General features: G+C 63.2%; 22 protein-coding genes and 2 pseudogenes. 14 read left to right on the top strand and 10 right to left on the bottom strand.

Annotation, left to right across the window (positions count from 1 at the left end):
- Positions 1-111: 111 nt before the first annotated feature.
- Complete coding sequence (locus THL1_RS11260; protein ID WP_069083348.1) at positions 112-1152, top strand: AraC family transcriptional regulator; 1041 nt, start codon at positions 112-114, stop codon at positions 1150-1152.
- Here the strand turns inward: THL1_RS11260 and THL1_RS11255 are convergent.
- Complete coding sequence (locus THL1_RS11255) at positions 1122-1400, bottom strand: hypothetical protein (protein ID WP_069083347.1); 279 nt, start codon at positions 1398-1400, stop codon at positions 1122-1124. The genes THL1_RS11260 and THL1_RS11255 overlap by 31 nt on opposite strands.
- A 151-nt stretch (positions 1401-1551) precedes the next feature.
- Here THL1_RS11255 and THL1_RS11250 point away from each other — a divergent pair, with 151 nt between their 5' ends.
- Positions 1552-2577, top strand: a complete 1026-nt coding sequence (locus THL1_RS11250; protein ID WP_069083346.1) for a patatin-like phospholipase family protein — start codon at positions 1552-1554, stop codon at positions 2575-2577.
- A 144-nt stretch (positions 2578-2721) separates the two neighbouring features.
- Here THL1_RS11250 and glsB read toward each other — a convergent pair whose 3' ends face one another.
- The 9 genes from glsB to THL1_RS11210 all read right to left on the bottom strand — a co-directional run bounded on the left by glsB (position 2722) and on the right by THL1_RS11210 (position 13792).
- Complete coding sequence (gene glsB, locus THL1_RS11245) at positions 2722-3630, bottom strand: glutaminase B (RefSeq protein ID WP_069083345.1); 909 nt, start codon at positions 3628-3630, stop codon at positions 2722-2724.
- Between the two features lie 87 nt (positions 3631-3717).
- Positions 3718-4410: a response regulator gene (locus THL1_RS11240; protein WP_069083344.1), complete on the bottom strand. Its 693-nt coding sequence runs from the start codon at positions 4408-4410 to the stop codon at positions 3718-3720.
- Between the two features lie 59 nt (positions 4411-4469).
- Positions 4470-7118 (bottom strand): sensor histidine kinase, encoded by a 2649-nt coding sequence (locus tag THL1_RS11235; protein ID WP_069083343.1) that lies wholly within the window; start codon positions 7116-7118, stop codon positions 4470-4472.
- The gene (gene kdpC, locus THL1_RS11230) at positions 7115-7666 is read right to left on the bottom strand and encodes a potassium-transporting ATPase subunit KdpC (RefSeq protein ID WP_069083342.1); all 552 of its coding nucleotides are present in this window, start codon (positions 7664-7666) and stop codon (positions 7115-7117) included. The genes THL1_RS11235 and kdpC overlap by 4 nt, the downstream gene beginning before the upstream one ends.
- A 93-nt stretch (positions 7667-7759) precedes the next feature.
- On the bottom strand, positions 7760-9814 hold the full coding sequence (kdpB, locus tag THL1_RS11225; RefSeq protein ID WP_069083341.1) for a potassium-transporting ATPase subunit KdpB: 2055 nt from the start codon (positions 9812-9814) through the stop codon (positions 7760-7762).
- Between the two features lie 12 nt (positions 9815-9826).
- Entirely contained in the window at positions 9827-11527 is a 1701-nt protein-coding gene (gene kdpA / locus THL1_RS11220; protein WP_069083340.1) for a potassium-transporting ATPase subunit KdpA, read from the bottom strand.
- An 8-nt stretch (positions 11528-11535) separates the two neighbouring features.
- Complete coding sequence (gene kdpF, locus THL1_RS29600) at positions 11536-11625, bottom strand: K(+)-transporting ATPase subunit F (RefSeq protein WP_069083339.1); 90 nt, start codon at positions 11623-11625, stop codon at positions 11536-11538.
- Positions 11626-11774: 149 nt separating this feature from the next.
- A complete protein-coding gene (locus tag THL1_RS28880) occupies positions 11775-11942 on the bottom strand; it encodes a response regulator transcription factor (protein ID WP_237234788.1) in 168 nt (55 codons plus the stop codon).
- 419 nt (positions 11943-12361) lie between these two features.
- Positions 12362-13792, bottom strand: a complete 1431-nt coding sequence (locus tag THL1_RS11210; RefSeq protein ID WP_069083338.1) for an APC family permease — start codon at positions 13790-13792, stop codon at positions 12362-12364.
- A gap of 385 nt (positions 13793-14177) precedes the next feature.
- On the opposite strand from THL1_RS11210, the gene speB reads away from it, so the two are divergent.
- From speB to THL1_RS29580, 12 genes and pseudogenes are all read left to right on the top strand, one after another.
- Entirely contained in the window at positions 14178-15131 is a 954-nt protein-coding gene (speB, locus tag THL1_RS11205; protein ID WP_069083337.1) for an agmatinase, read from the top strand.
- 92 nt (positions 15132-15223) lie between these two features.
- Positions 15224-16054 carry a polysaccharide deacetylase family protein gene (locus THL1_RS11200; protein WP_069083336.1) on the top strand — a complete coding sequence of 277 codons (831 nt, stop codon included), beginning with the start codon at positions 15224-15226 and terminating at the stop codon, positions 16052-16054.
- An 11-nt stretch (positions 16055-16065) separates the two neighbouring features.
- On the top strand, positions 16066-16989 hold the full coding sequence (locus THL1_RS11195; protein ID WP_069083335.1) for an NAD-dependent epimerase/dehydratase family protein: 924 nt from the start codon (positions 16066-16068) through the stop codon (positions 16987-16989).
- Between the two features lie 14 nt (positions 16990-17003).
- The gene (locus tag THL1_RS11190; RefSeq protein ID WP_069083334.1) at positions 17004-17729 is read left to right on the top strand and encodes an SDR family NAD(P)-dependent oxidoreductase; all 726 of its coding nucleotides are present in this window, start codon (positions 17004-17006) and stop codon (positions 17727-17729) included.
- A gap of 55 nt (positions 17730-17784) precedes the next feature.
- Positions 17785-18678, top strand: coding sequence for a LysR family transcriptional regulator (locus THL1_RS11185; protein ID WP_069083333.1), 894 nt, complete (start codon positions 17785-17787; stop codon positions 18676-18678).
- A gap of 732 nt (positions 18679-19410) precedes the next feature.
- Positions 19411-20790, top strand: coding sequence for a sodium:solute symporter (locus tag THL1_RS11180; protein WP_069083332.1), 1380 nt, complete (start codon positions 19411-19413; stop codon positions 20788-20790).
- Positions 20791-20885: 95 nt separating this feature from the next.
- Positions 20886-21156 (top strand): annotated as a pseudogene (locus tag THL1_RS30090) (aspartate aminotransferase family protein); the annotation flags it as partial.
- Positions 21142-21240, top strand: a pseudogene (locus tag THL1_RS30605) (aldehyde dehydrogenase family protein); the annotation flags it as partial. The pseudogenes THL1_RS30090 and THL1_RS30605, both read left to right, overlap by 15 nt.
- Before the next feature lie 169 nt (positions 21241-21409).
- Positions 21410-22501 (top strand): alpha/beta hydrolase, encoded by a 1092-nt coding sequence (locus THL1_RS11170; RefSeq protein WP_069083330.1) that lies wholly within the window; start codon positions 21410-21412, stop codon positions 22499-22501.
- Between the two features lie 58 nt (positions 22502-22559).
- A complete protein-coding gene (locus THL1_RS11165) occupies positions 22560-23612 on the top strand; it encodes an alpha/beta hydrolase (RefSeq protein ID WP_069083329.1) in 1053 nt (350 codons plus the stop codon).
- A 15-nt stretch (positions 23613-23627) separates the two neighbouring features.
- A complete protein-coding gene (locus THL1_RS29585) occupies positions 23628-24113 on the top strand; it encodes a (R)-mandelonitrile lyase (protein WP_069083328.1) in 486 nt (161 codons plus the stop codon).
- The gene (locus THL1_RS29580) at positions 24091-24882 is read left to right on the top strand and encodes a carboxymuconolactone decarboxylase family protein (RefSeq protein ID WP_069083327.1); all 792 of its coding nucleotides are present in this window, start codon (positions 24091-24093) and stop codon (positions 24880-24882) included. The genes THL1_RS29585 and THL1_RS29580 overlap by 23 nt, the downstream gene beginning before the upstream one ends.
- The last annotated feature ends 35 nt before the right edge of the window (positions 24883-24917 follow it).

Raw genomic sequence — 24917 nt, 5'->3', positions numbered from 1 at the left:
CGGCAGGGCAGCCAGCGCGGATGGAAGAATGCTAGATCGGCGGATACCGGCGCGTTATGGCATAGTCGGACAGTAAATTGTGACTTTCGGACAATCCAGCAGAGGCCATCGATGCCCCTCCCCCCTTCGTCCCGGCGTAGCGCCATCAGCGTGCAATTGATGACCCAGTTCGGCCTCGACCAGGGCCTCACGCTGGAACAGTGCCTGGCCGGTACCGGGCTGGACTGGCGCCTGCTCGGCGATCCGGGTGCGGAAGTGGATACCGGCCAGGAACTGGAGCTTTTACGCAACCTCGCCCGGCACCTGGGCCAGCACCCCGGCATGGGCCTGCAGGCCGGGCGTCGCTATCGCCTCAACACCTACGGCATCTGGGGCTTCGCACTGCTCAGCAGTGCGACCTACCGCAGTGCGGTGCAACTCGGCCTGCGCTACCTGGATCTGACGTATTCCTTCCACAGCATGCGCCTGGAGGAACAGGACAACGATGCCTGCCTGATCCTCGAGGAACAGGACCTGCCCGAGGATCTGTGCGCCTTTCTGCTGGAGCGGGATGTGTCCGGCGCGCTCAGCGTGTACCGCGACCTGGCCAATACCGGGTTGCCAGTGCACCGAGCCAGCTTCCGAATCCCGGAGCCCACCGATGTCAAACCCTGGCGCGAATTGCTGGGGGTAACGCCACACTTCGGCGCCAGCGCCAACTGCATCATCTTCCCCCGCTCCCTGCTCGACCTCCCCCTGCCCGGCGCCAACCCGCAGGTGGCGCAACATTGCGAGGAGCAGTGCAAGACCATCCTGGCCCGCCGCCGGATGCGCGTCGGCTTTGCAGGGCGCATCCGCGATCTGCTGCTGGCCCGCCCTGGACAGCTGCCGGATATGGAACGCCTGGCGCAGGCGCTGTATATGACGTCACGCACCCTGCGCCGCAAGCTGGCGGCCGAAGGCACCAGCTTCCGACAATTGCAGGAGGAAGTGCTGGGGGCACTGGCGGAAGAGCTGCTGAGCTCAACCGCCTTGCGCCTCGAGGAAATCGCCGAGCGCCTAGGCTATGGCGAGGTGTCGAACTTCATCCATGCCTTCAAGCGCTGGAAGGGCATCACGCCTCGTCAGTACCGGCTGGAGGGTCAGCGGCCAGCGCGTGACTCTCGGATATAGAAGCGGGCCTTTTCGGCTTTGTTGGTGCAGCCTTCAAAGGCCTCGAACTGCTGCTGGGTCTTGGCGGCGGTAAGCAGGCTCAGGGCCTTGGAGTAACTCACAGTGCCGGAAAACCCCTCGGCCTTGGCCAGGTCCAGTTCCTTCCAGGCCGCATCGAGTTCCGATGCACAGCTGCCGCGGTAGGCCGTCTTGCCGGCGCAACCGACGAGCAGCAAGGCGATCAAAGGTACGCTGATCCAAGCTTTCATGGATAAAACTCCAATGGGGAAGATCGACAAAGTCTAGTGTGTCGATAGGCGGTTAGGTACCCGGAAGATTCAACTCCGTGGACTGATCGGCAGGTGGCGATGGCCCTGCCAGCGGCGTATCGTCGGAGTACTGTTGTCGGGGGAATTGCGCATGAGCAAACGCGTAGCACTGGTGCTGGGTTCGGGAGGTGCGCGCGGCTATGCGCACATCGGCGTGATCGAAGAAATAGAAGCGCGCGGCTACGAGATCGCCTGTATCGCCGGCTGCTCCATGGGCGCCGTGGTGGGCGGCATCTACGCCGCCGGCAAGCTGCACCACTATCGCGAATGGACGGAAAGCCTGGACTACCTCGACGTGCTGCGGCTGCTCGACGTGAGCTTTCGCCTCGGTGCGATTCGTGGAGAAAAGGTCTTCGGGCGTATTCGCGACATTGTCGGCGAGATCAACATCGAGGAGCTGTCCATTCCCTACACGGCGGTGGCCACGGACCTCACCAACCAGCAGGAAATCTGGTTCCAGGAAGGCTGCCTGCACCAAGCCATGCGCGCCTCGGCAGCCATTCCCAGCCTGTTCACTCCGGTGGTCCAGGGCAGCCGCATGCTGGTGGACGGCGGCCTACTCAACCCGTTGCCAATCATTCCGGTGGTCTCCAGCCATTGCGACCTGATCATCGCCGTCAACCTCAACGCCACCACTCAGCGTGATTACCAGTTGCCGGTGATCGAGCGCCCCCCGGCGATCAAGGGCCGCATCGACCTGTTGATGACCTCCCTCGGCTCGCGCCTGCCCTTCTTGAAGCGCGGGTCCGATGAAGCGCACGGCCTGCTCGATCCGGAGAGCCTGCCCGGCGGAAATCCCTGGCTGGAAGACGTCGCGCCGCAAATGCAGCAGCCCGCGGCCGCGCCCAAATCCGGAGGGGCCCCCAGGTCCGCCAGCGGCTCGCAAGTGATCGCCAGCGTCGGCCCCGCCTCCCTGCTGGACCTGGTGAACCAGAGTTTCGAGGTGATGCAGACCTCGCTGGCGCAGTACAAGATCGCCGGCTACCCGCCGGACATCCTGATCAACGTACCCAAGCGGGTGTGCCGCTTCTTCGAGTTCTACAAGGCACCTGAGCTGATCCAACTGGGCCGGCAGATCGCCCGGGAGACGCTGGAGCGGTACGAGCAAGGCAACTGATTGGGAAGCTCGATCTTCTTTTCTGTAGGGGCGAATTCATTCGCTATGGGCAGCAAAGCTGCCCGTGCTCCCAGGCCATGCAGGACCATCCCGTGATTTTTTCGCGAATGAATTCGCTCCCACAGGTTGAGCCCGCCTCAACCTTCAGAAAATCGACCACCCAATCCGCTCGGACAACTTCTCCAGCGCCGCCATGCCGGCCAGGGAGTTACCGGCCTTGTTGAGTTCTGGTGACCAGACGCAGACGCTGAAACGCCCCGGCACGACGGCGACGATACCGCCACCGACCCCGCTCTTGCCCGGCAGGCCGACCCGATAGGCGAAGTTGCCGGCTTCGTCGTAGAGGCCGCTGGTGGCCATGATGGCGTTGACCTGTTTGGCCTGCCGCGGGGTGAGGATCTGCTCACCGTTGTGGGGGCTGACACCGTTGTTGGCGAGGAAGCTGAAGGCCAGGGCCAGGTCGGCGCAGCTCATGCGGATCGCGCAATGGTGGAAGTAGCTGTGCAGCACGGCTTCCACGTCGTTGTGGAAGTTGCCGAAGGACTGCATCAGGTAGGCCATGGCGGCATTGCGCGCGCGGTGCTGGTATTCGGAGCGCGCCACCACCTCGTCGGAGACCACGACGCGGTTGCCCGACAGGCGCCGGACGAAATCGCGCATGGACAATGACGGCGCGGCGAAGCGCGATTCATTGATGTCGCAGATCACCAGGGCGCCGGCGTTGATGAAGGGGTTGCGCGGCACGCCGCGTTCGAACTCCAGCTGCACCAGGGAATTGAACGGCTGGCCAGAAGGTTCATGGCCCAGTCGCTCCCAGATGGCCTCGCCGGAATGCTGGATGGCCTGCACCAGGCTGAAGACCTTGGAAATGCTCTGGATCGAGAACGGCGTCAGGCCATCACCGGCGTAATACATCTCGCCGTCGTTGCTGTAGACGGCGATGCCCAGTTGATGGGCCGTGACACCGGCCAGCGCAGGGATATAGCTGGCGACCTTGCCCTGGCCGATCAGGGGACGGACTTCGTCGAGGATTTCGTTCAACAACTGCTGCATGCTGGTCCTTCCATCGGGGGAGCATCTGCGCGCTCATGCAGCACTGGACGCGCGCCGTGAGCAGGACGACACAGCACCACGAGCCTTTCAGGCCTCTTTCAATCGATAGCCGACACCCGCTTCGGTAATGATGAAACGCGGGGCGGCCGGGTCATCGCCCAGCTTCTGCCGCAGGTGCCCCACGACCACGCGCAGGTAATGGGTGTCTTCCACATGGGTCGGGCCCCAGATGTCCTTGAGCAACTGCTGCTGGGTGACCACCCGGCCAAGGTGACGCGCGAGCTGGGCCAGCACGGCGTACTCCTTGCGGGTCAGCGCCACTTCCTCGCCTTCCAGGGTCACCCGGCGATAGGCGAAGTCCAGTCGCAACGGGCCGCTGGCCACGCTGGCCTGCGGCTGTTCGCCAGGGCCGCCCTGGCGCAGCAGCACGCGCACGCGGGCTAGAAATTCCTGGATGCCGAAGGGCTTGGTCACGTAGTCATTGGCGCCCCGGTCCAGCGCCAGCACCTTCTCGCCTTCGCTGGCGCGCACCGAGAGCACCAGCACCGGCACCTGAGACCATTCGCGCAGTTCACGCAACACGTCCTGGCCGTCCATGTCCGGCAGGCCGAGGTCGAGCACCACCATGTCGGGTTTGGCCAGCGCAGCCTGAGCCAGCCCCTCGCGGCCATTGGCGCCTTCCAGCACGCGGTAACCCTGGGCAGCCAGGCTGATGCGCAGGAACTTGCGGATCTGCGCTTCGTCGTCGATGACCAGGATGGTCGGTTGGTTGGTTGTCATGCGTGTTTCGTCGTTTCCATTGCCAATGCGGACTGCTTTTCTGTGGGAGCGAACGAGGGTCATTCGTCCTCCAACTGCGGCTGCGGATGCATCGGCAGGTGCAGGGTCAGGGTGGCGCCGCGACCATCGAGGCCATCGCCGACGCTCACACGGCCGCCGTGGGCGCCGACCATGCCCTGGCAGATGGCCAGGCCCAGGCCCGTCCCCTGCCCGCCCCGGTCGCCACGGGCAGCGGTATAGAACATGTCGAAGATCCTGTCGCGCTCGTCTGGCGGAATGCCCGGCCCCTGGTCGCTGACGGAGAAGCGCAGTTCGGCGTCGTCGGCCTCTACCGCGACCCGCAGGCGCCCCTGGCTGGGCGAGAAGCGTGCGGCGTTCTCCAGCACGTTGACCAGCGCCTGCTCGATGAGAGCGGCATGCACGTAGAGCAGCGGCAGGTGTTCCGGCACCCCGGTTTCCACCTGCAGCGAAGCCAGTACCGGACGCAGGCGCTGCAGCGCGCTGGCGACGATATCCACGGGCGCCACCCAGTCGCGCGCCAGCTTGAGGCCGCCATGGCCGAGGCGGGTCATGTCCAGCAGGTTCTGGATGTAGCGGTCCAGGCGCTCGGCCTCGTCGCGGGTCCCTTCCAGCAATTCGCGGCGGTCCGCCATGGGGATGGCTTCGCCCAGGGCCAGCAGGCTGTCGATGGAGCCGCGCATGGCGGTGAGTGGAGTGCGCAGGTCATGGGAAACCGAGGCCAGCAAGGCGCTGCGCAGTTGTTCGGTCTCCCCATGCAGGCGGGCGGCTTCCAGCTCTTCGGCCAGCTGGGCGCGGGCCAGGGCCTGGGCCAGGGGTTGGCCGAGGGCGGCGATCAAGCGACGCCGGCCGACGGGCAGCGGGGCTCCATCACGAGGGCTCACGCCCAGCAGCGCCAGCGTTCCCTCCTCTCCCGACAACGGCAACCACCACCAGCGACCGCCCGGCAGCGTGTCAGTGCCCAGGCCCGCCGGCTGGTCGTGCTGCCAGGACCAATCCGCCGCGGCGCGCTCCTGGTCGGCCAGCAGGCGCTGGACGCCCGCCTCCACTTTCCAGACGCCGTCGCGGCCCCGGGACAGCAGGCAGATTTCCACGTCCGTCCAGGCGCTGAACTGTTGCACGGCAACGTACAGCACGGCCTGGCGGTCGGTGGCAGCGGTGAGCTTGCGCGAAAGCTCGAGCAGTGCAGTGGTTTCCGACTGGTTATCGCGCAGGGCATCGAGCTGGCGACGCTGGCGCGAGGCCAGGTTGCCGGTCAGCCCGGCCATCAGCAGGAAGAACAGCAGCGTCAGTACGTCTTCCTGGCGAGCGATGGTGAAGGAAAAAATGGGCGGGATGAACAGGAAGTCGTAGGCGAGGAACGACAGCACCGCACATGCCAGCGCCGGCCCCAGGCTGCTGCGCACGGCCACCAGCAGCACGGCGGCGAGAAACACCAGCGAGATGTTGGGCAGCTCCAGCATATGCGACACCGCCCAGGCCAATGCGCTGGCGGCGATGGCGGCCAGCACGGCGAGGCCATGGTCCAGAATGCGCGTGGAATGGCTTGCGCGCGGGCTGGGTGGGTGGCGGTCCACCTCGGTGTCCAGCACGCTGACTTCCAGCCCCTCGGCGAGGTACAGCAGGCGCTCCGCCAGGCCACGCCCCAGCAGGCGACGACGCAAGCGCTGGCGGCTGCGGCCCACCAACAACAGGCTGGCGCGACGCTCATCGGCGTGCTGCACCAGGGCCTTGGCCACGGACTCGGCGCGCAGCGTCACCACTTCCCCGCCCAGCCGTTCGGCCAATTGCTGGGCGCCTTGCAAACGCACGCGCACCTCTTCCGAGCGCGCGCCTCCGGTGTCCACATGCACCACCGACCAGGGCAGGTGGCGCCGTTCGGCGACGCGGCTGGCGTGGCGCACCAGGCGCTCGGCCTGATGGTCGCCGTCAATGCCCACCAGCAGCCGGCCGCGTACCGGAGGGGCTTCAAGGCCGCGCTGACGGTAACGCCGGTTGAGGTCGGCATCCACTCGCGCGGCGGCCGTCTGCATGGCCAGCTCGCGCAGCGCGGTGAGGTTGGTCTGGGAGAAAAAGGCGTCGATCGCCGCGCGGGCCTGCTCTGGCACGTAGACCTTGCCCTCGCGCAGGCGCTCCAGCAATTCGCGCGGCGGCAGGTCCACCAGGAGGATTTCGTCCGCCTCCTGCAGCACCCAGTCCGGCAGCGTCTCGCGGACCTGTACGCCGGTGATGTCATGCACCTGGTCATTGAGGGCTTCGAGGTGCTGGACGTTGACGGTGGTGTAGACGTCGATGCCGGCGTCGAGCAGTTCCTGCACGTCTTGCCAACGCTTGGCGTGGCGGCTGCCGGGGGCGTTGGTGTGCGCCAGTTCGTCCACCAGCACCAGACGCGGTGGGTGGGCGAGGATACCGTCGAGATCCATCTCGGCAAGTTGCATGCCTCGGTACTCGAATCGCCGCAGTGGTTGCTGCGGCAGCCCGGCGAGCATGGCTTCGGTTTCCGCACGGCCGTGGGTTTCCACCACGCCGGCGCGCAGGTCGACGCCCTGGCGCAACTGCGCCTGGGCGGCCTGGAGCATGGCGTAGGTCTTGCCCACGCCAGGTGCAGCGCCGAGAAACACTTTCAACCGGCCACGCCCATCACGAGCGGTATCGGCCAGCAGCGCATCGGCGCGCAGGGCATCACTCATCGAGTCATCTCGTTCAACGCGGTATTGAGGGCCAGCACATTGACCACCGCAGGGCCGACCAGGGGCCGTTCGATGTGCTGTTCCACCAGGCGCTCCAGGGTTTTGGCCGGCAGGCCGCGTTCAGCGGCGATGCGCGGGATCTGGAAGCGAGCGGCACCCGGCGGCAGGTGCGGGTCGAGACCGCTGCCGGAGGTGGTCACCAGCGCCATGGGCACCTTGCCGTGGCCTTCGCTGGCCAGGCGTGAGGCGTCCTTGTTGATGCGTTCGGCCAGCGCCGGGTTGCTCGGGGCCAGGTTGCTGGCACCGCTGGCGACGGTGGTGTAACCCGCCGCCGAAGGGCGCGACTGGAACCATTGGGGACCGTCGAAGTTCTGCGCCAGCAGCGCGCTACCGCGCACCTCACCCTTGGCGTCATACACCAGGCTGCCGTTGGCTTGCTCGGGGAACACCACCTGGGCAATGCCTGTGACGGTCAGGGGATAGGCGACGCCGGTGATCAGGGTCATCAGGGCCAGAAGGCTCAGGGCTGGACGGAGTTGACTAAGCATATTCAGTTCCTCACAGGAAATCTAAGTTTGGCCGGGGCGAGCTTCCCTCACCCCAGCCCTCTCCCAGAGGGAGAGGGGGATGAAAGCCGGAGTTCAAACCAGGCCAACGGCATTGAGCAGGACATCGATTACCTTGATGCCGAAGAACGGCGCAACGATGCCGCCCAGCCCATAGATGAGCAGGTTGCGCCGCAGCAGGCTGGCCGCGTCGCTGGCCTGCACCCGCACCCCGCGTAGCGCCAGGGGGATCAGACCGATGATGATCAGCGCGTTGAACACGATGGCCGAGAGGATCGCGCTCTGCGGACTGGCCAGCTGCATGATGTTGAGCACACCCAACTGCGGGTAGATGCCGGCGAACAGCGCGGGGAGGATGGCGAAGTACTTGGCCACGTCGTTGGCGACCGAGAAGGTGGTGAGGGCGCCACGGGTGACCAGCAGTTCCTTGCCCACCTGCACCACGTCCAGCAGCTTGGTCGGGTCGGAGTCCAGATCCACCAGGTTGGCGGCCTCGCGGGCGGCCTGGGTGCCGTCGTTCATGGCCAGGCCGACGTCAGCCTGGGCCAGCGCCGGGGCGTCGTTGGCGCCGTCACCGCACATGGCGACCATCTTGCCCTCGCCCTGCTCCTGGCGAATGCGCGCCAGCTTCTTCTCCGGCGTGGCTTCGGCGATCACGTCGTCCACCCCCGCCTCGGCGGCGATGGCAGCGGCGGTCAGCGGGTTGTCGCCGGTCACCATCACGGTGCGGATGCCCATCTGACGGAGTTCGGCGAAGCGGTCGCGGATGCCAGGCTTGACCACGTCCTTGAGGTGGATGGCGCCCAGCAACTTGCTGTCCGCCGCCACCAGCAGCGGCGTGCCACCACTCTGGGCGATCTTCTCGATCTCGCGAGCCAGCGGCGCGGGAACCTCTGCACGGGTGATGTTGACCCAGTCGAGCACCGCGTCCACCGCCCCCTTGCGGTAGCTACGGCCGGCCCAGTCGGCGCCGGAGAGCCGGGTTTCGGCGGTGAACGGGATGACAGTGATTTCGTCGCGGGCTGGCTCCTGCATGGAGTGCAGTGCGCGCAGGTATTCGACGATGGATTTGCCTTCCGGCGTTTCGTCCGCCAGGGAAGCCAGCAACGCGGCGTCGGAGAGTTCCTTGCCGGCGACGCCAGGGGCCTTGATCATCGCGCTGCAACGGCGGTTGCCGAAGGTGATGGTGCCGGTCTTGTCCAGCAGCAGCACATGCACGTCGCCGGCGGCTTCCACCGCGCGGCCGGACTTGGCGATCACGTTCAGGCGCACCAGGCGGTCCATGCCGGCAATGCCGATGGCCGACAGCAGACCGCCGATGGTGGTGGGGATCAGGGTCACCAGCAGCGCCACCAGATAGACCAGCGGCAGGTCGCCACCGGCGAATCGGGCGAACGGCTGCAGGGTGGCCACCACCAGCAGGAAGATCAGGGTCAGGCCGATCAGCAGGATGTCCAGCGCCACTTCGTTAGGGGTTTTCTGGCGCTTGGCGCCCTCCACCAGGGCGATCATCCGGTCCAGGGTGGACTCGCCCGGATTGGCGGTGATCTTCACCAGCAACCAGTCGGAGACGATGCGGGTGTTGCCGGTGACGGCGGAACGGTCGCCACCGGACTCGCGGATCACCGGAGCCGATTCGCCGGTGATAGCCGCTTCGTTGACCGCGGCTATTCCCTCGATCACCTCACCATCGCCGGGAATCAGCTCCCCGGCTTCGACGCGCACCACATCGCCACGGCGCAGCGTGGCCGCGGGGATCGCCTCGAACTGGCCATTGGCCTTGCGGCGGCGCGCAGTCAGGCCCTGGCTGCCGGCGCGCAGACTATCGGCGCGGGCCTTGCCACGGCCTTCCGCCAGGGCTTCGGCGAAGTTGGCAAAGAGCACGGTGAACCACAGCCAAAGGGCGATCTGCACGGCCAGGCCGGCGCTCACCGCCGGGCTGGGGATGAAGCAGAGTACGGTAGTCAGCACCGCCGTCAGTTCCACCACCAGGATGACCGGCGAGCGTACCAGCTGGCGCGGGTCGAGTTTGACGAAGGCCTGGCGCAGCGCCGGCTTCCACAGCGCAGCGAAGGAGGTCTTGGGTTGCTGCTTGGCGCTGCTTTTGAGCGCCTGCATGGGGGCATTCATGTTGGTTCTCCCTTAGAAGCCCTGGATCAGCGCAAGGTGTTCAGCGATCGGCCCGAGGGCCAGTGCCGGAAGGAAAGTCAGGCCGCCCACCAGCAGGATGGTCAGGGTCAGCAGGGTGACGAACAGCGGACCATGGGTGGGGAAGCTGTTGGCGCCCACGGGTGCGCGCTTCTTCATCGCCAGGCTGCCGGCGATGGCCAGTACCGGGAGGATGTAGCCGAAGCGTCCGAGGATCATCGCCAGGCCGATCACCACGTTATGGAACGGCGCGTTCGCGCCGAAGCCGGCAAATGCGGAACCGTTGTTGGCGGTACCCGAGGTGTAGGCATATAGGGCCTGGCTGAAGCCGTGGGCGCCTGGATTGGTGATGGAGGCTGCCGGCCCGTCGAGGCTGATGGCCAGACCGCAGAACACCAGCACACCCACCGGCATCACCAGCAGCGTCGCCACCAGCAGGCGCACTTCGCGGGCTTCCAACTTCTTGCCGAGGTATTCCGGGGTGCGGCCGATCATCAGGCCGGCAAGGAACACGGCGATCAGCACGAACAGCAGCATCCCGTAGAGTCCCGCGCCGACGCCGCCGAAGACGATCTCGCCAAGCATCATGTTGAACATCGGGATCATCCCGCCCAGGGCGCTGAAGCTGTCATGCATGGCGTTGACCGAGCCGTTGGACGCGGCCGTGGTGGTCACCGCCCAGAGCGCCGAAGCGGCGATGCCGAAGCGGCTTTCCTTGCCTTCCAGAGAGCCGGTCTGCTCAATGGGCAGCGCGGCCAGGGCCGGATTCGGCTGGTGTTCGCTGTACAGCGCCACGCCCAGGCCGATGACGAACAGCACCAGCATGCAGGCCAGCAACGCGCGGCTCTGGCGCAGGTCCTTGACGTAGTGGCCGAAGGTAAACACAAGGGCCGCCGGAATCAGGATAATGGACGCCATCTCCAGCAGGTTGCTCCAGGCGGTGGGGTTCTCGAACGGGTGCGCCGAGTTGACGCCGAAGAAGCCGCCGCCGTTGGTGCCCAGTTGCTTGATGGCGATCTGGCTGGCGGCCGGGCCGAGGGGGATGCTCTGGTCCGCGCCCTGCAGGGTCACGGCATGGGCGTAATCGAAGAAGGTCTGCGGAACGCCCTGCCAGACCAGCAACAGCGCCAGCACCAGGCACAGCGGCAGCAGGCCGTAGAGGGTTCCACGGGTCAGGTCGACCCAGAAGTTGCCCAGGCGGTCGGTGCTGCGGCGGCTGATGCCGCGCGCGAGGGCTACCAGCACGCAAAGGCCGACGGCGGCGCTGACGAAGTTCTGCACGCCGAGGCCGACCATCTGGCTGAGGTAGCTCAGCGTGGCTTCGCCGCTATAGGCCTGCCAGTTGGTGTTGGTGACGAAGCTGACGGCGGTATTGAACGCCAGGCTCCATTCCAGGCCAGGCAGCTTCTGCGGGTTCAGCGGCAACGCGCCTTGCAGCATGAGGATGGCGAAGAGCAGCACCAGCCCGGCGAGGTTGAAGGTCAGCAGGGCCGCGCAATAGCCCTTCCAGTCCTGTTCGCGCTCGGCGTCGACGCCGGCAATGCGGTAGCAGAAACGCTCCACGGGCGCGAATACTGGAGACAGGAAGGTGCGTTGTCCTTCCATCACCCGGTAGTAGAAGCGTCCGAGGAAGGGCGCCGGTGCCAGCACCAGCACGAAGAAGGCCAGGATGAGGCCGATGTCCTGAAGTTGCATGTGGCCTCCTAGCCGCGCTCGGCGCGCAGCAGCGCCACCAACAGAAAGATGAAAAGTCCCATGGCCAGAGTCAGGGACACCCCGTCGAGAATGCTCATTGCTTGTGCTCCTGGATGCGGTCTTTGCCGCTGTGGAGCCATTGTCGAAACGGAGGGCGTAAAGGAACGAGACCCAGTGGGACTGCGGGGCATCAAGAATGCGTAAAGAAGTGGGGTTCCGGCGGCGCACATGAGATCAGCCCCCTCTTTCAAGCCCCCGTCAACTGCCGCACGAACACTGCCAACAGTTGCGCCTGGCTGCCGATCTCCAGCTTCTCGTAGAGATTGCGCCGGTGCACCCTCACCGTGCCCGGGCTGATACTCAGCCGCTGCGACGCCGAGAAATTGGAGTGCCCCTCCAGCAGCAACCGCGCCACCTCACGCTCCCGCCTGGTCAAGACATCCCGGCCGAACACACCACCTGCCCAACCACCGGCGCCGCGCTGCGCAGCAGCTGCCGCTCTTCTTCACTGGAAGGCGCCGTACCCCGCAGCCGCAACAGCGACAGCACCGCCCTCGCTCAAGCGAGTGCGTGGCTGAGATTGAAAATCTGAGTCGTTGCGGAGGCTGAACTGCTCCAGATATTGCGTAGCAATGCCTAAATAGGTCGTTTTTGCGATTCCGTGCAGGTGACACGGAGCGACATCATCTTTTTCAACAGAGTCAGCCAACAACTGCCGTTGGTGGCTGGCAAAATCCAGCCAAAAGCAGACGTTCTGGGTGGGGAGGAGTCCGCTGCTCCTCGGCCACCAGTGCTTAGCCGTGCGCCTTTCTCGCACGGCGCGGCCCCCGACGATTACGAGACTTCCAGAGAGCTGCCCCGCAGCTTATTTGTGCCGAAAAAACGACTCAGCACCGCGATTAAGGCACCGCTGATGATTGCAAATCCACCGAGGTACCAGGCCGTGTAGATGTCCTCTGGCGAAACCGGACTCGCACCGGCCATATAACCGATGTAGGCGAGTACCAGGATGGCCATGAGCGCCAAAGCCGAAAGCCCCGCCGCAACCAGCGGTTTCTGCTTCTTCCAGCTCATTACGATGAATGCGGCAAGTGCAGAGATGTAGGACAACACCAGCGTGATGGTAATGACGTCGTAGTACCAGATGATCTTGCCAATAGGCTTCCACCAAACCAGCACGATCCCCACCGCCGACACCAGCACCAAAGTGATCCAGGGCGCCTTGAAGCGATTGACCACTCGCAGGACGAAAGGCAGATGCCCTTCTTCGCTCATACGGTAGAGCGTCCGCGCAGCGGAATTGGAGGAAATCTGCAGTCCGGCACAAGCCGATGTGATGACGACGAACAAGGCAATCCACGCCATCGCCGGTGGCAAGTAGGTCTCGGCAACTACAGCGATGGGACCGCCATTGCCATTTTCGACGATCGCGGCAAGCTTCTCGACCGGTACCGCGAACTGCCAGCCTATAGCGGCGAGGCTGTAAATGAGGAAGGCCGAGCTCAAGACAATCAAGAGGGAACGCTGAACGGTTCGCACCGGTACGCGAGCTTCCTCAATGTAATTGATGGCCGAGTCGAAGTTCGCCAGCATCCATACGCCGAACAGCACGCCAGGGCCTATCGCGGCGAGCCCGCCGGCGCTCTCAAGGGAATACATGGTCGCAACCGAAAGCCCTGTGGTTTGGGGGTTGGCGATCCCCAGTAAACCCAAGCCGGCAACGACGGCGATCTCGAAGATCAGGAACGTGGCGGCAACCCGCGCCGTTACTCCAACCCCACGCGATGAAACGACGAGGAAAACCAGAATCATCGCGGTGCTAATGACCTTCGCCTGCAGTTCGCCTTGAAGCGCCGGGAACAGCGCCTGGATGTACTGCGTACCGATCACCGCGCACATCGGCGTGACCGCCATGCACGCGATGGCGTAGGTCCAGCCCAGGATGACACCGCAGTTCGGGTGCAGAAAACGGGAGCAGAAGGTGAAGATACCGCCGGCCGACGGAGCATGCCGGGTGAGCGAGACCATGCACACGGCCAGAACCAGCATCGGAAAGAAGAACGCGATCAGAATCGCCAGCGGCGCCTGTTGGCCAGAAATGGAATACAGGATGGACATGGACGAAGCGGCCACCCATGCGGGGGCATTGAAGCCAAGTGCGGAAAAAACAACGTCCTTGGTGCCGAGCTTGCCTTTGTTCAAGCCCGTGTCGAGCTCCCTGATCGTACCGTGCCGGTCATAACCGATGAGGTCGTGGAGTTTCATGTCGTGCGGTCTCGCTGTTGTTTTTAGTCGGGAGGCGCCTCGATGAAAGGTACGGCCCAGCCACTCAACCAAAAATCCTGACCTCCTTAAGTCAGCTTCTACGGAAGCGAAAGTGAAAGACCGCACCATCAACGCACTTTCGCTTTGGTGAAAGTCAGGTTGCGTATCGCGGGATTTATTCCCCCCGAGCCTCGCACCATCCTGTCCTGGCCCGTGGTGCTCTCAATAAGTGCCATAAATGCACATGGGATCAGCGAACGAGCCTTACTCGGTAGGGCTGCCATATTCGCCCCGTCTTGTGCCGCTGAGAGCTCCGGGTACCGCTATCGGACTTTCAATACCCGAATGCGCGCTGCTGTCTGACGAGCACGCATGGAGTAATCGTATGCACAATGACTTTCCCCAGCCGCTGGACGCCGCTCTGATTCCTCGCTTCGCCGGCATCCCGAGCTTCATGCGTCTCCCCATCTTCGAAGACCCGAGCCAGGTTCAACTCGCCCTGGTCGGTGTCCCGTGGGACGGCGGCACGACCAATCGTGCGGGGGCTCGCCACGGGCCGCGCGAAGTACGAAACATGTCGAGCCTGATGCGCAAGGTTCACCACGTCAGCCGCATCGCACCTTATGACCTGGTGCGAATCGGCGACCTGGGCGACGCCCCGGTCAACCCGATCGATCTGCTCGACTCCCTGAAGCGCATCGAAGGCTTCTTCCGGCAGATCCACGAAGTGGGCACGGTTCCCCTGTCAGTCGGGGGAGACCATTTGGTCACGCTGCCGATCTTCCGCGCCCTGGCGCGCGACCGCCCTATTGGAATGGTGCATTTCGACGCGCACTCCGATACCAACGATCGCTACTTTGGCGACAACCCCTATACCCATGGGACGCCTTTCCGCCGCGCAATCGAGGAAGGCCTGCTGGACCCGAAGCGGACGGTGCAGATCGGTATTCGTGGTTCCATCTACTCGGCTGACGATGAAGCCTTCGCCGAGGAGTGCGGGATTCGCGTCATCCACATGGAAGAGTTCGCCGATATTGGCGTTGAGGCGACCCTTGCCGAGGCGCGTCGGGTCGTGGGGGATGGCCCGACCTACATCACGTTCGACGTCGATGTGCTGGATCCGGCATTCGCGCCAGGCACTGGCACCCCTGAGATTGGCGGCATGACAACACTCGAGGCTCAGCAAATGATTCGAGGCCTTCGTGGCCTGAATCTGGTCGGCGCCGACGTCGTGGAAGTGTCCCCACCGTTTGACCAAGGCGGCTCCACCGCTTTGGTGGGGGCAACGATGATGTTCGAGCTGATGTGCATCCTCGCCGAGTCCATCGCCAAGCGGTGACCGCTCGACCTGTCTATCAGCACCACGCCTGGCAGGACTGGCGAATACCGCCCGGCCAGGCGCGAGAGCAGCCACAAAGAGGACGTTCTCCAATGGTCATCTGGCCAAACAACAAACGCTTCGCCGCCACTCTCTCCTTCGACCTCGATGCGGAATCTGCCTGGGAATCGTCCAGCATGAATGGCCGCCGTCTTTCGTTGCTGTCCATGGGCGCATACGGTCGGCGAGTCGCCGTACCGCGCCTGCTTGACCTGCTCGAACGGTACGAAATACGGGCGCAGTTCTATATCCCTGGCCGTATCGCGCAAATCGATCCGGAGGTCGTGCGCAGCATCGCCAAGGCCGGGCACGGAATCGGCTGCCACGGTTTCTACCACGAGCGCGTGGATGAAATGGACTCGGCTCAGAACCTGCAGATCCTGACGGACAGCAAGGCCATTCTGGAGCAGACCATTGACCGAGAGGTCTGCCACTACCGGGCGCCGCTCTGGGAAATCACTCCGGATGTGGTCCAGTCACTGATCGAGCTGGGCTTCCATACCGACAGCAGCCTCATGGGAGATGACCGTCCTTACCTCGTAGGTGGACCTGAGCACAGTCTGCTCGAGTTGCCCGTCAGCTGGCTGCTCGATGATTTTGAGCAATTCGCCTATTCCGCCGAGCCCGCCGTCGGTGGCGTGATCGAAGAGCCCGACAAGGTCTACCGCTTGTGGGCGGCCGAGCTCGCCGGAATGCGCGAGTTCGGCAGTCACTTCATGCTCACCATGCACCCTGAGGTGATCGGCAGACCCTCGCGACTGATGATGCTGGAGCGCCTGATCCAGCTGATGCGCTCCCACGAAGACCTGTGGTTCTGCACCCCGGACACCGTCCACGCCCACTGGCGTGCCGGGAACATCGAGCTGCCCATGCACCCTTACTGAGGATTCTGTAGATGAACTATCTGGTAACCGGCTCCAATGGTTTCTTGGGCCAGGAAGTGGTCCGCCAGTTGCTGGCAGCAGGTCATGCCGTACTTGGATTCGATCGAAGCCTCACCAGCGCGATAGCCGACAAAGGCTACAGCTATGTGCAGGGGGACCTCGCTGATTTGGCAACGCTGCTCCAGGCGTGCCAGGAGTTCAAACCAACTGCGATCATCCATACCGCGGCGATTTCTCACCCCGTCGACTCCCGTCGGATTCCACTGCAGACAGTGCTCACCAACGCACTGGGAACCACCCATGTCTTCGAGTGCGCGCGCCTGAGCGGGATCGGCCGGATCGTCAACCTCAGCTCGGAATGTGCATATGGGCACAATCAGGGCCTCGGCGTGATTGATGAGTCCGCCGCCCTGGAGCCGACGACGCCCTATGGATGCACCAAGGTCTTCACAGAGAAGCTCGGCAAGGTGTACGGCGACTTGTACGAGATTGATGTGATCTCGCTGCGTCCCGGTTGGATCTATGGTCCCGGTCAGTTCATGCAGTGCTACCTGAAGTCTCTGCTGCGCCACGCCATTGATGGTGTTGCCCTCTACGAAGCAGAGGGTGGTGACTACCTGCTGCAGTACGTACATGTCAGCGATGTCGCGCAAGCCTGCATCCTCGCCGCTCAGGTACCGGTCGAGCGCCTGAAGCAACGCGTGTTCAACGTGACGGCTGACGAGCAGGAAAGCTACCGTGATGTTGCTCAGCACGTGCTCAGCCTGTTCCCCCAGGCCCGGCTGGAAATCGGCCCAGGCACCATCCCCGTTCTCGATGCCAACGCACGTTTCGATATCACGGCGGCGATTGAACAGCTTGGCTATCAGCCTCGATTCAGCCTTAGCGAAGGTCTCGCCAGCTACGCCGACTGGCTTGTCGAACATCCTTACTGACTGGGGAATCACTCATGAAAACCTATCTCGTAACCGGTGCTGCAAATGGCATCGGCAGGGCTGTCGCACTCCGCTTGGGTGAAGCCGGCGACATCGCGATTCTGAATGACCTGACAGATAGCACAGACCTTCAGGCAGTCACCGAGGAGCTGCGTGATTGTGGAGTCCAGGCACGCGTAGCTTTGGGAGACGTATCCGACCCAAGCACTGCCGCCCACGCTTTCGAAGGCCTAGACCGCCTGGATGTATTGGTCAATAACGCCGGCATTCTCTTCGAAGCGCCGATCACTGAGCTGAGCCTGGAACAGTGGGACCGAATGATTCGCGTCCATCTTCATGGCGCTTTCCTGTTCTCCAAGGGGGCTGCAGCCTTAATGAAACGACAGGGCAGCGGCGCGATCATCAATATCGCTTCGGATCTCGGCCAGCTTGGCTGCGTCAACCTTTGCCACTACTCGGCAGCGAAGGGGGGCATTATTGCCTTCAGCAAGTCGCTGGCAAGGGAGTTGGCGCCTTGGCAGGTGCGGGTAAACTCCGTCGCCCCTGGTGGCACGCTGACCCCCATGGTCGAGCGAATGGGCGAGGACTACATTCGCGAAGAAGCCGCGCGCTATCCTTTGCAACGATTGGGATCTGCCGAAGAGATTGCCAACGTCGTGGCCTTCCTGGCCTCTGACCAGGCTAGCTTCATGACAGGTCAGATCCTCGGCGTGAATGGCGGCGGTGCGATGGTCGGCTGAACCAGTCACCATGCGCGACCTCTCGTAGGCCAATCCACAACGATGAGCAGAAACCATGCTGAGCACGCTGACTGACGTTGATCTGCGGATGTTGCGGATTTTCTGCTCCATCGTCGAAGCGGGCGGTTTCACCGCCGCCCAAGTTCGCTTAAACACCAGCCTGCCACGCCTGAGCGTTCTAGTTCGCGACTTGGAAATTCGCCTCGGGTACTCCCTCTGCACCCGCGGCAAGGCCGGATTCCAGCTCACGGAAGAAGGTCAGGCCACGTACGCGGCCGCCCAGGAACTGTTCACCGACATCAATCGTTTCCGCCAGCGAACCACAGCGTTGCACGGGGGGCTGCCTGACTTCCTGCAGATAGGCACGGTCGACAGCCTCATCACCTGCCAGGAAGCTCCGCTTTCAAGGGCGATAGCCCTGTACAGGAAGGATTGCCCCAATACGCGCCTCGAGTTGCACATCATGCGCCCTGACGAGTTGGAACAGGCCGTCCTGGAGGGACGCCTGCAGTTGGCCATTGGGGCCTTTCATCATCGACTCTCCGGCCTGTATTACCAGCCGATGTTCGAGGAAGAACAGAACCTGTACTGCAGTTCGGACCACCCACTCTTCAGCCGGGAAGATGCGACGCTCGGCGTCGAAGAAATTTGTGCGGCGGACTACGTGGACCGTGGCTATATGGCAGAGAACCGACGCCCTCACGACCTGCGGTTCAACAGATCGGTAAAAGCCTTCTCCATGGAGGCGATCGCAACATTGCTCTTGTCTGGCACCTACATCGGTTACCTGCCCTCGCACTACGCCGCAGCCTGGGTCGCCGCCGGCAAACTGCGCGCGCTGCAACCGGAGCGGTTGTCCTATCGCTCCGAATTTCATTGCGCGACACGCCAAGGGCAAGAGGCAAATCCCGCACTGACGAAGTTCTTGAAGTGCTTGTTCAGTTGCTGACGTATCGATGAGCATCCGACTCTGCCTTCAGCCCAGGGGGTAGAAGCTCCGTTTCCCGAGCCTGGACGCTGTGTGGGCACGACACAGATCCTGATCCGGGCACTGTCACGCATCAGCATGGGGGCCTACCTCCATGTGCCCATCTGCAGCCGCAAGCGGCTCCGTCAGCGATTGGCTGCCCGTTGCTTGTCTGAACCTCAATCGACTTGGGCCGCACTTGCCACTTGAGGTTGTAGCGCTCGCTCTTCGCTATCCGAGCTCAGCCCGTAACCGTGCTGGATCCTGGTCCCTGTCACCTCTCTGGTGACGCACGACAACAGTACATCCCTGGGTGTGGCCTTCAGTGGAAGACCAAAGGCCCTTCGCCGACAGACTTTCACGCTGGTGAAAGTCAGCTTGTGCATCGCGGGATTTATCCCCGAAGGGCTTCGCAACATCCTGTGCTGGCCCGTGGAGTTTTCAACAAGTGCCCCAAAACGTACATGGGACTAGCGACGGTTTGCTCTTCAAGCAGGAGCTGATGTTCGTCCCTTGTCGTGTACTGCTGATGTCGCCGCGTACCGTTTTCAACTCCCAAAGGTGCGGCCCCGCCGGACGGGGCCGCAAGGAGTCATCTCATGCACGCAGTTCTCCCCTGATCTGAGCCGCCAGGGTCCGCACAAGCGGGCTCGGTGCTTCACCGCCCGCAGCGTCGGGCGACAATAAATACAATCTAAGTGCGAGGAACAAATCATGGTATTGGATATAGCCGTCGTTCTTATCTACTCCATCGGTATGCTGCTGCTCGGCTGGTACGGCATGCGACGGGCAAAGAGCAACGAGGACTACCTGGTGGCAGGCCGCAATCTGGGCCCGTCGTTCTACATGGGGACGATGGCCGCTACTGTGCTTGGTGGCGCCTCCACCGTCGGTACCGTCCGCTTGGGCTACGTCTATGGTATTTCCGGTTTCTGGCTCTGCACCGCCCTGGGTCTCGGCATCATTGCCCTCAACTGGTTCCTGGCCAAGCCGCTGCTGAAGCTGCGCATCTACACCGTCACCCAGATCCTGGAACGTCGCTACAACCCAATGGCCCGCCAGGCCAGCGCAGTGATCATGTTCGCCTACGCGCTGATGATCAGCGTGGTCTCCACCCTGGCCATTGGCACCGTGATGGAGGTGCTGTTTGGCCTGCCGTTCTGGATCTCCGTCCTGCTCGGCGGCGGAGTTGTAGTGATCTATTCCACCATCGGAGGCATGTGGTCGCTGACCCTGACCGACATCGTGCAGTTCATCATCAAGACCGTCGGTCTGATGTTCCTGCTGCTGCCGATCTGCCTTTACCGCGTGGGTGGTTGGGATGAACTCGCGACCAAGCTGCCGGATACCGCGTTCAGCTTCACCACCATCGGCTACGACACCATCGTCACCTACTTCCTGATCTACTTCTTTGGCATCCTCATCGGCCAGGACATCTGGCAGCGCGTGTTCACCGCGCGCAGCGAGGGCGTTGCCAAGTACGCAGGATCCGTCGCGGGGATCTACTGCGTGATCTACGGCGTGGTCTGTGCCGTGATTGGCATGTGCGCCAAGGTGTTGTTGCCTGACCTGGAGAACGTCAACTACGCCTTCGCCGCCACCGTCAAGGCGGCCTTGCCAGATGGAATCCGTGGTCTGGTAATTGCCGCCGCCCTGGCCGCGATGATGTCCACCGCCAGCGCTGCTCTGCTCGCTGCTTCCACCACAATCACCGAAGACCTGCTGCCGAGACTGCGTGGTGGCAAGGAATCCAGTCTGCCCATCAACCGTCTGTTCACCGCTATTACTGGAATCCTGGTCATCGCTATCTCCCTGGTCGTAAACGACGTGCTCGGCGCCCTGACCCTGGCCTACAACCTGCTGGTGGGTGGCATGTTGATTCCTTTGATCGGTGCCATCTACTGGAAGCGCGCCAGCACCGCCGGCGCCATTGCCAGCATGAGCCTGGGCTGCATCACCGCCCTGGTGTTCATGATCACCGACGGCCTCGATGCCAACACGCCGATCTACTACAGCCTGGCTGTAGGTGCGGTGAGCTTCGTGGTGGTCAGCCTGCTGTCCCGCCGCCCCGAAGCAGTCGCTGAACCGGCCTGATTGAAATAAGCGCATGTGAGGTGCGGCGACCCCGTCGTCACGCCTCCCACCGAACCGACTCCATCGATCTGGCTACCACCCGAGCCCAGGAAGCCGTGGCCGAGAAGATCGCCAACCTGACCCCCGGTGAACTGAACCATGTGTTCTTCACCGGCTCCGGCTCCGAGTGCGCCGACACCGCCATCAAGATGGCCCGTGCCTACTGGCGACGGCGTGAACGTTGCCGGCACCGCGCTCGGCGGCATCGGCAGCAACCGCAAGATGTTCGGCCAACTGATGGACGTCGACCACCTGCCGCATACCCTGCAACCGGGCCTGGCCTTAACCAGGGGCGCAGCCGAAATCGGCGGCGTGGAACTGGCCAGCCGCGCCACCGTGCAGCAGGCCATCGACGCCGCCAAGGCGGCCTTCCCGGCCTGGCGCAACACCCCGCCGGACAAGCGCGCCCAAAGGAGGTGGTCCCATTCTGATGCTTCACTGCCTTCGCCACTTGCCCGGCGTGATGAACAGAGTGCCAATTTATGCATATGTGGTATCAGTGCTATTCGACTATTGATATTTATCGATCAATAGTCTGGCGTTAACTTGCTTCTCTGTGAACTCAAGCCGAGAGCAACCCATGACCCCACACATCATCCGCAAATGCGCGCCCGCGATTGGGGCGGGAACCCTTTGTCTTGCGTTGTTCTCCAGCGCGGTCGTCAGTGCGCGTGAACGCAGCCCGTTGGTCATCAAGGACCAGGGAAGCCTGATTGCCGGCGGCAAAGTCATCACGGCACCAGGCTCCTTTGATCCGTACAACCCGATGAAGCCCGATGGTCAGACTTACCACGGCGATCACGTCTATGCGTTCTATCAGATCCCGGTGGACGCCCACCCGCTTCCAATCGTCATGTGGCATGGCGCAGGACAGTCCGCGAAGTCCTGGGAGACGACGGTCGACGGACGCGAAGGGTTCCAGAACATTTTCCTGCGCCGCGGCTTCGCCACCTATCTGATCGACCAGCCGCGCCGTGGAGATGCGGGACGCAGCCTGGTGGAAACGACCATCAAGCCGGTAGCGGACGAACAGCTGTGGTTCAACCAGTTCCGCATCGGCTTGTGGCCCAACACCTTCGGGGGCAGCCAGTTTCCGCGCGGAGAGGATGCGCTGGAGCAATTCTTTCGTTCGATGACCCCCAATACCGGTCCCTACGACATCGAGGTCGTTTCCGACGGTGTCTCTGCCCTGCTGGAAAAGACCGGCCCTGCCATTCTGTTCACCCATTCCCAGGCGGGTGGGCCCGGTTGGCTGACTGCGATCAAGAGTCGCAATGTGCGGGCCATCGTGGCATTTGAGCCGGGCAGCAGCTTCGTGTTTCCGGAAGGTGAAGCTCCCGCGCCGATCCGCAGCGCGTTCGACACGCTCTCGGCGCATGTCGTACCGAAGGCGCAGTTCGAAGCACTGACCTGGATTCCCATCGTCATCTTCTATGGCGACAACATCCCCGCCAAGCCGGTCCCGTTGCCTGCACAGGACAGCTGGCGCGCCCGGCTTGAGATGGCACGCCTGTGGCGTGACACGGTGAATCGGCATGGCGGCGACGTGAGGCTCATCCACTTGCCGGAGATCGGGATCAAGGGCAACTCCCACTTCCCGTTCTCGGACATCAACAACCTCGAAATCGCAGGCCTGGTTTCGAAGTTTCTCGCCGAGAAAGAACTTGATTGACCGCGTGGCACGGCGATAGCCGCCGTGCCTCTCAGCAGAAATTGGCAGGAGTATTCAGATGAAGCGAACGATAAAGGCCACCTTCATGGCCGCGATGGTTGGGATGTCGGCACTTGGCGCCGAGGCGGCGGACTACAAGCAGAACCCGTTCACCCTGGTCTACGACGGCGCCATTGCGAAGAACGAACCGGGCAAGGTCAACATCCATCCGGTCACGTACAGGCTCAACGGCCTGAACATTGCCGCCAACGTCTATACCCCGGCGAACTACGATCCTGCGAAGAAATACCCGGCAGTTGTCGTGGCGCATCCTAATGGTGGGGTGAAGGAGCAGGTTGCAGGCTTGTATGCCCAGCGATTGGCCGAGCAAGGCTACATCACGGTTGCCGCTGATGCGGCCTATCAAGGTGCGAGCGAAGGCCAACCGCGCAATGTGGACAAACCCGCGAACCGCATCGAAGACATCCACGGCATGGCGGACTTCATCAGCCAGTATGCCGGCGTCGATCAGCAACGCCTGGGGTTGCTCGGGATCTGCGGCGGCGGTGGGTACTCACTGGCCGCAGCGCAGACCGACAAGCGCTTCAAAGCCCTTGCGACCTTGAGCATGTTCAATTCCGGACGAGTTCGTCGAAATGGCTATGTGGATTCGCAACTGGAGACCATCCTGCAGCGACTGCAACAGGCCTCGGCGGCCCGCGCCCAGGAATCGGCCGGCGGGGAAGTTCTCTATGCGGGGGATGCCAACCTCACCGATGAGCAGATCGCCAAGTTGCCATTCGCTCTGTACCGGCAGGGCTACGAGTATTACTGGAAGACGTACGCGCACCCCAACTCGACCTTCAAGTACACCATGAGCAGCTTGCTGGACCTGATGCGCTTCGACGCTACCAACCAGATCGAATTGATCGACAAACCATTGCTGATGATCGCGGGCAGCAAGGCCGACAGCCTGTACATGAGCAAAGAGGCATTCCCCAAGGCCAGTGGCACGCAGGACAAGGAGCTGTTCCTGCTCGACGGCGCCACCCATATCGAGACCTATTGGGTTCCTGAATATGTGGACGCCGCCATGGGCAAGCTGACCACGTTCTACGCCAGAACGCTCTGAACAGAGGCATGCATCATGAACAAGACGCTGCTTGGGGTCGCGGTATGCGCCGCGATTCCCTTCGCCAACGCGGCCGACGAGGCCAAGGAGTCCTCGGCCGCCCAGCAGATCAGCCGCGCCGGCACCCAGGCGTCGGTCGCAGGCCCGGCGAATTATTTCACCGGGCGGGTGCGCGTTGATCCCTTGTTTCCCGCCAGCGGCGAGATCAATGCCTCCGGCGCCTACGTGACCTTCGAGCCTGGCGCGCGCTCGGCCTGGCACACCCATCCCGCCGGACAACGACTCGTCGTCGTATCCGGCGTGGGCCTGATCCAGGAATGGGGCAAACCCGTGCAGCAAATTCGTCCAGGCGACGTGGTCGTGTGCCCTCCTGGTGTCAAGCACTGGCACGGCGCCGCGCCGACGACCACAATGACCCACCTGGCCGTTACTGGCGCGGTGGATGGCAAGAGTGTGGACTGGCTGGAGAAAGTCACCGATGACCAATACAACGCCCGCTAGCCACTTCAAGCCGGGAGCGCTGGCAGCGGCATTCGTGCTGAGCTTGGGGCTGGCGATTACGCCGAATCACGCTGCCCAGGACTCCTTGAAGTCGCAAGCCATGTCCAATGCACAGCCCACCGCCGAAACCCTGTCCGCCAAGCAGCGGGCCATTCCGTTGATCGCAGCCACCATGGCCACGAGTAACATGCCCAAGCTCAACGCTGCGCTGAACCAAGGTCTGGATGCCGGTCTGACCATCAGCGAGGCGAAGGAAATCCTGGTGCAGCTCTACGCCTACACCGGATTCCCACGCAGCCTGAATGCGCTCACCGAGTTGATGAAGGTGGTGGAGCAGCGAAAACAGCGCGGCATTCAGGACGCCCCGGGGCGCGAGCCCACTCGCGACGTTCCCACTGGTGATGAACTGCTGGCGGTGGGCAAGGCCAACCAGACCCGCATTGCGGGTGCGCCCGTCCAGGGGCCGCTGTTCGACTTTGCGCCCGTCATCAATCAGTACCTGCAGGCGCATCTGTTCGGCGACATCTTCGAGCGCGATAACCTGGACTGGCAGAGCCGTGAACTGGCCACGGTCGGCGCGCTGGCGGCCACACCCGGCGTAGAGCCGCAACTGCGCTCGCACATGGCCGCCAGCATGCGGGTAGGGCTTACCGCGTCACAGTTGCGTCAAGTGATCCAGGTGCTGGCCGACAACGGCGACGCCGATGCAACCAAGCGTGCCCGCGAGGCGTTGGATACGCATTTGGCCGGAGCTGCCGGGCGTTCATGAGTCCGGGCTCCATAGTCCGGCGAGCGAGAGGAAAG

It is taken from the genome of Pseudomonas sp. TCU-HL1, from assembly GCF_001708505.1.
In the GTDB taxonomy this organism is placed as follows: Bacteria; Pseudomonadota; Gammaproteobacteria; order Pseudomonadales; family Pseudomonadaceae; genus Metapseudomonas.
Note: the sequence above shows the minus strand (reverse complement) of the source record. Positions and strands in the feature narration are given on the sequence as shown.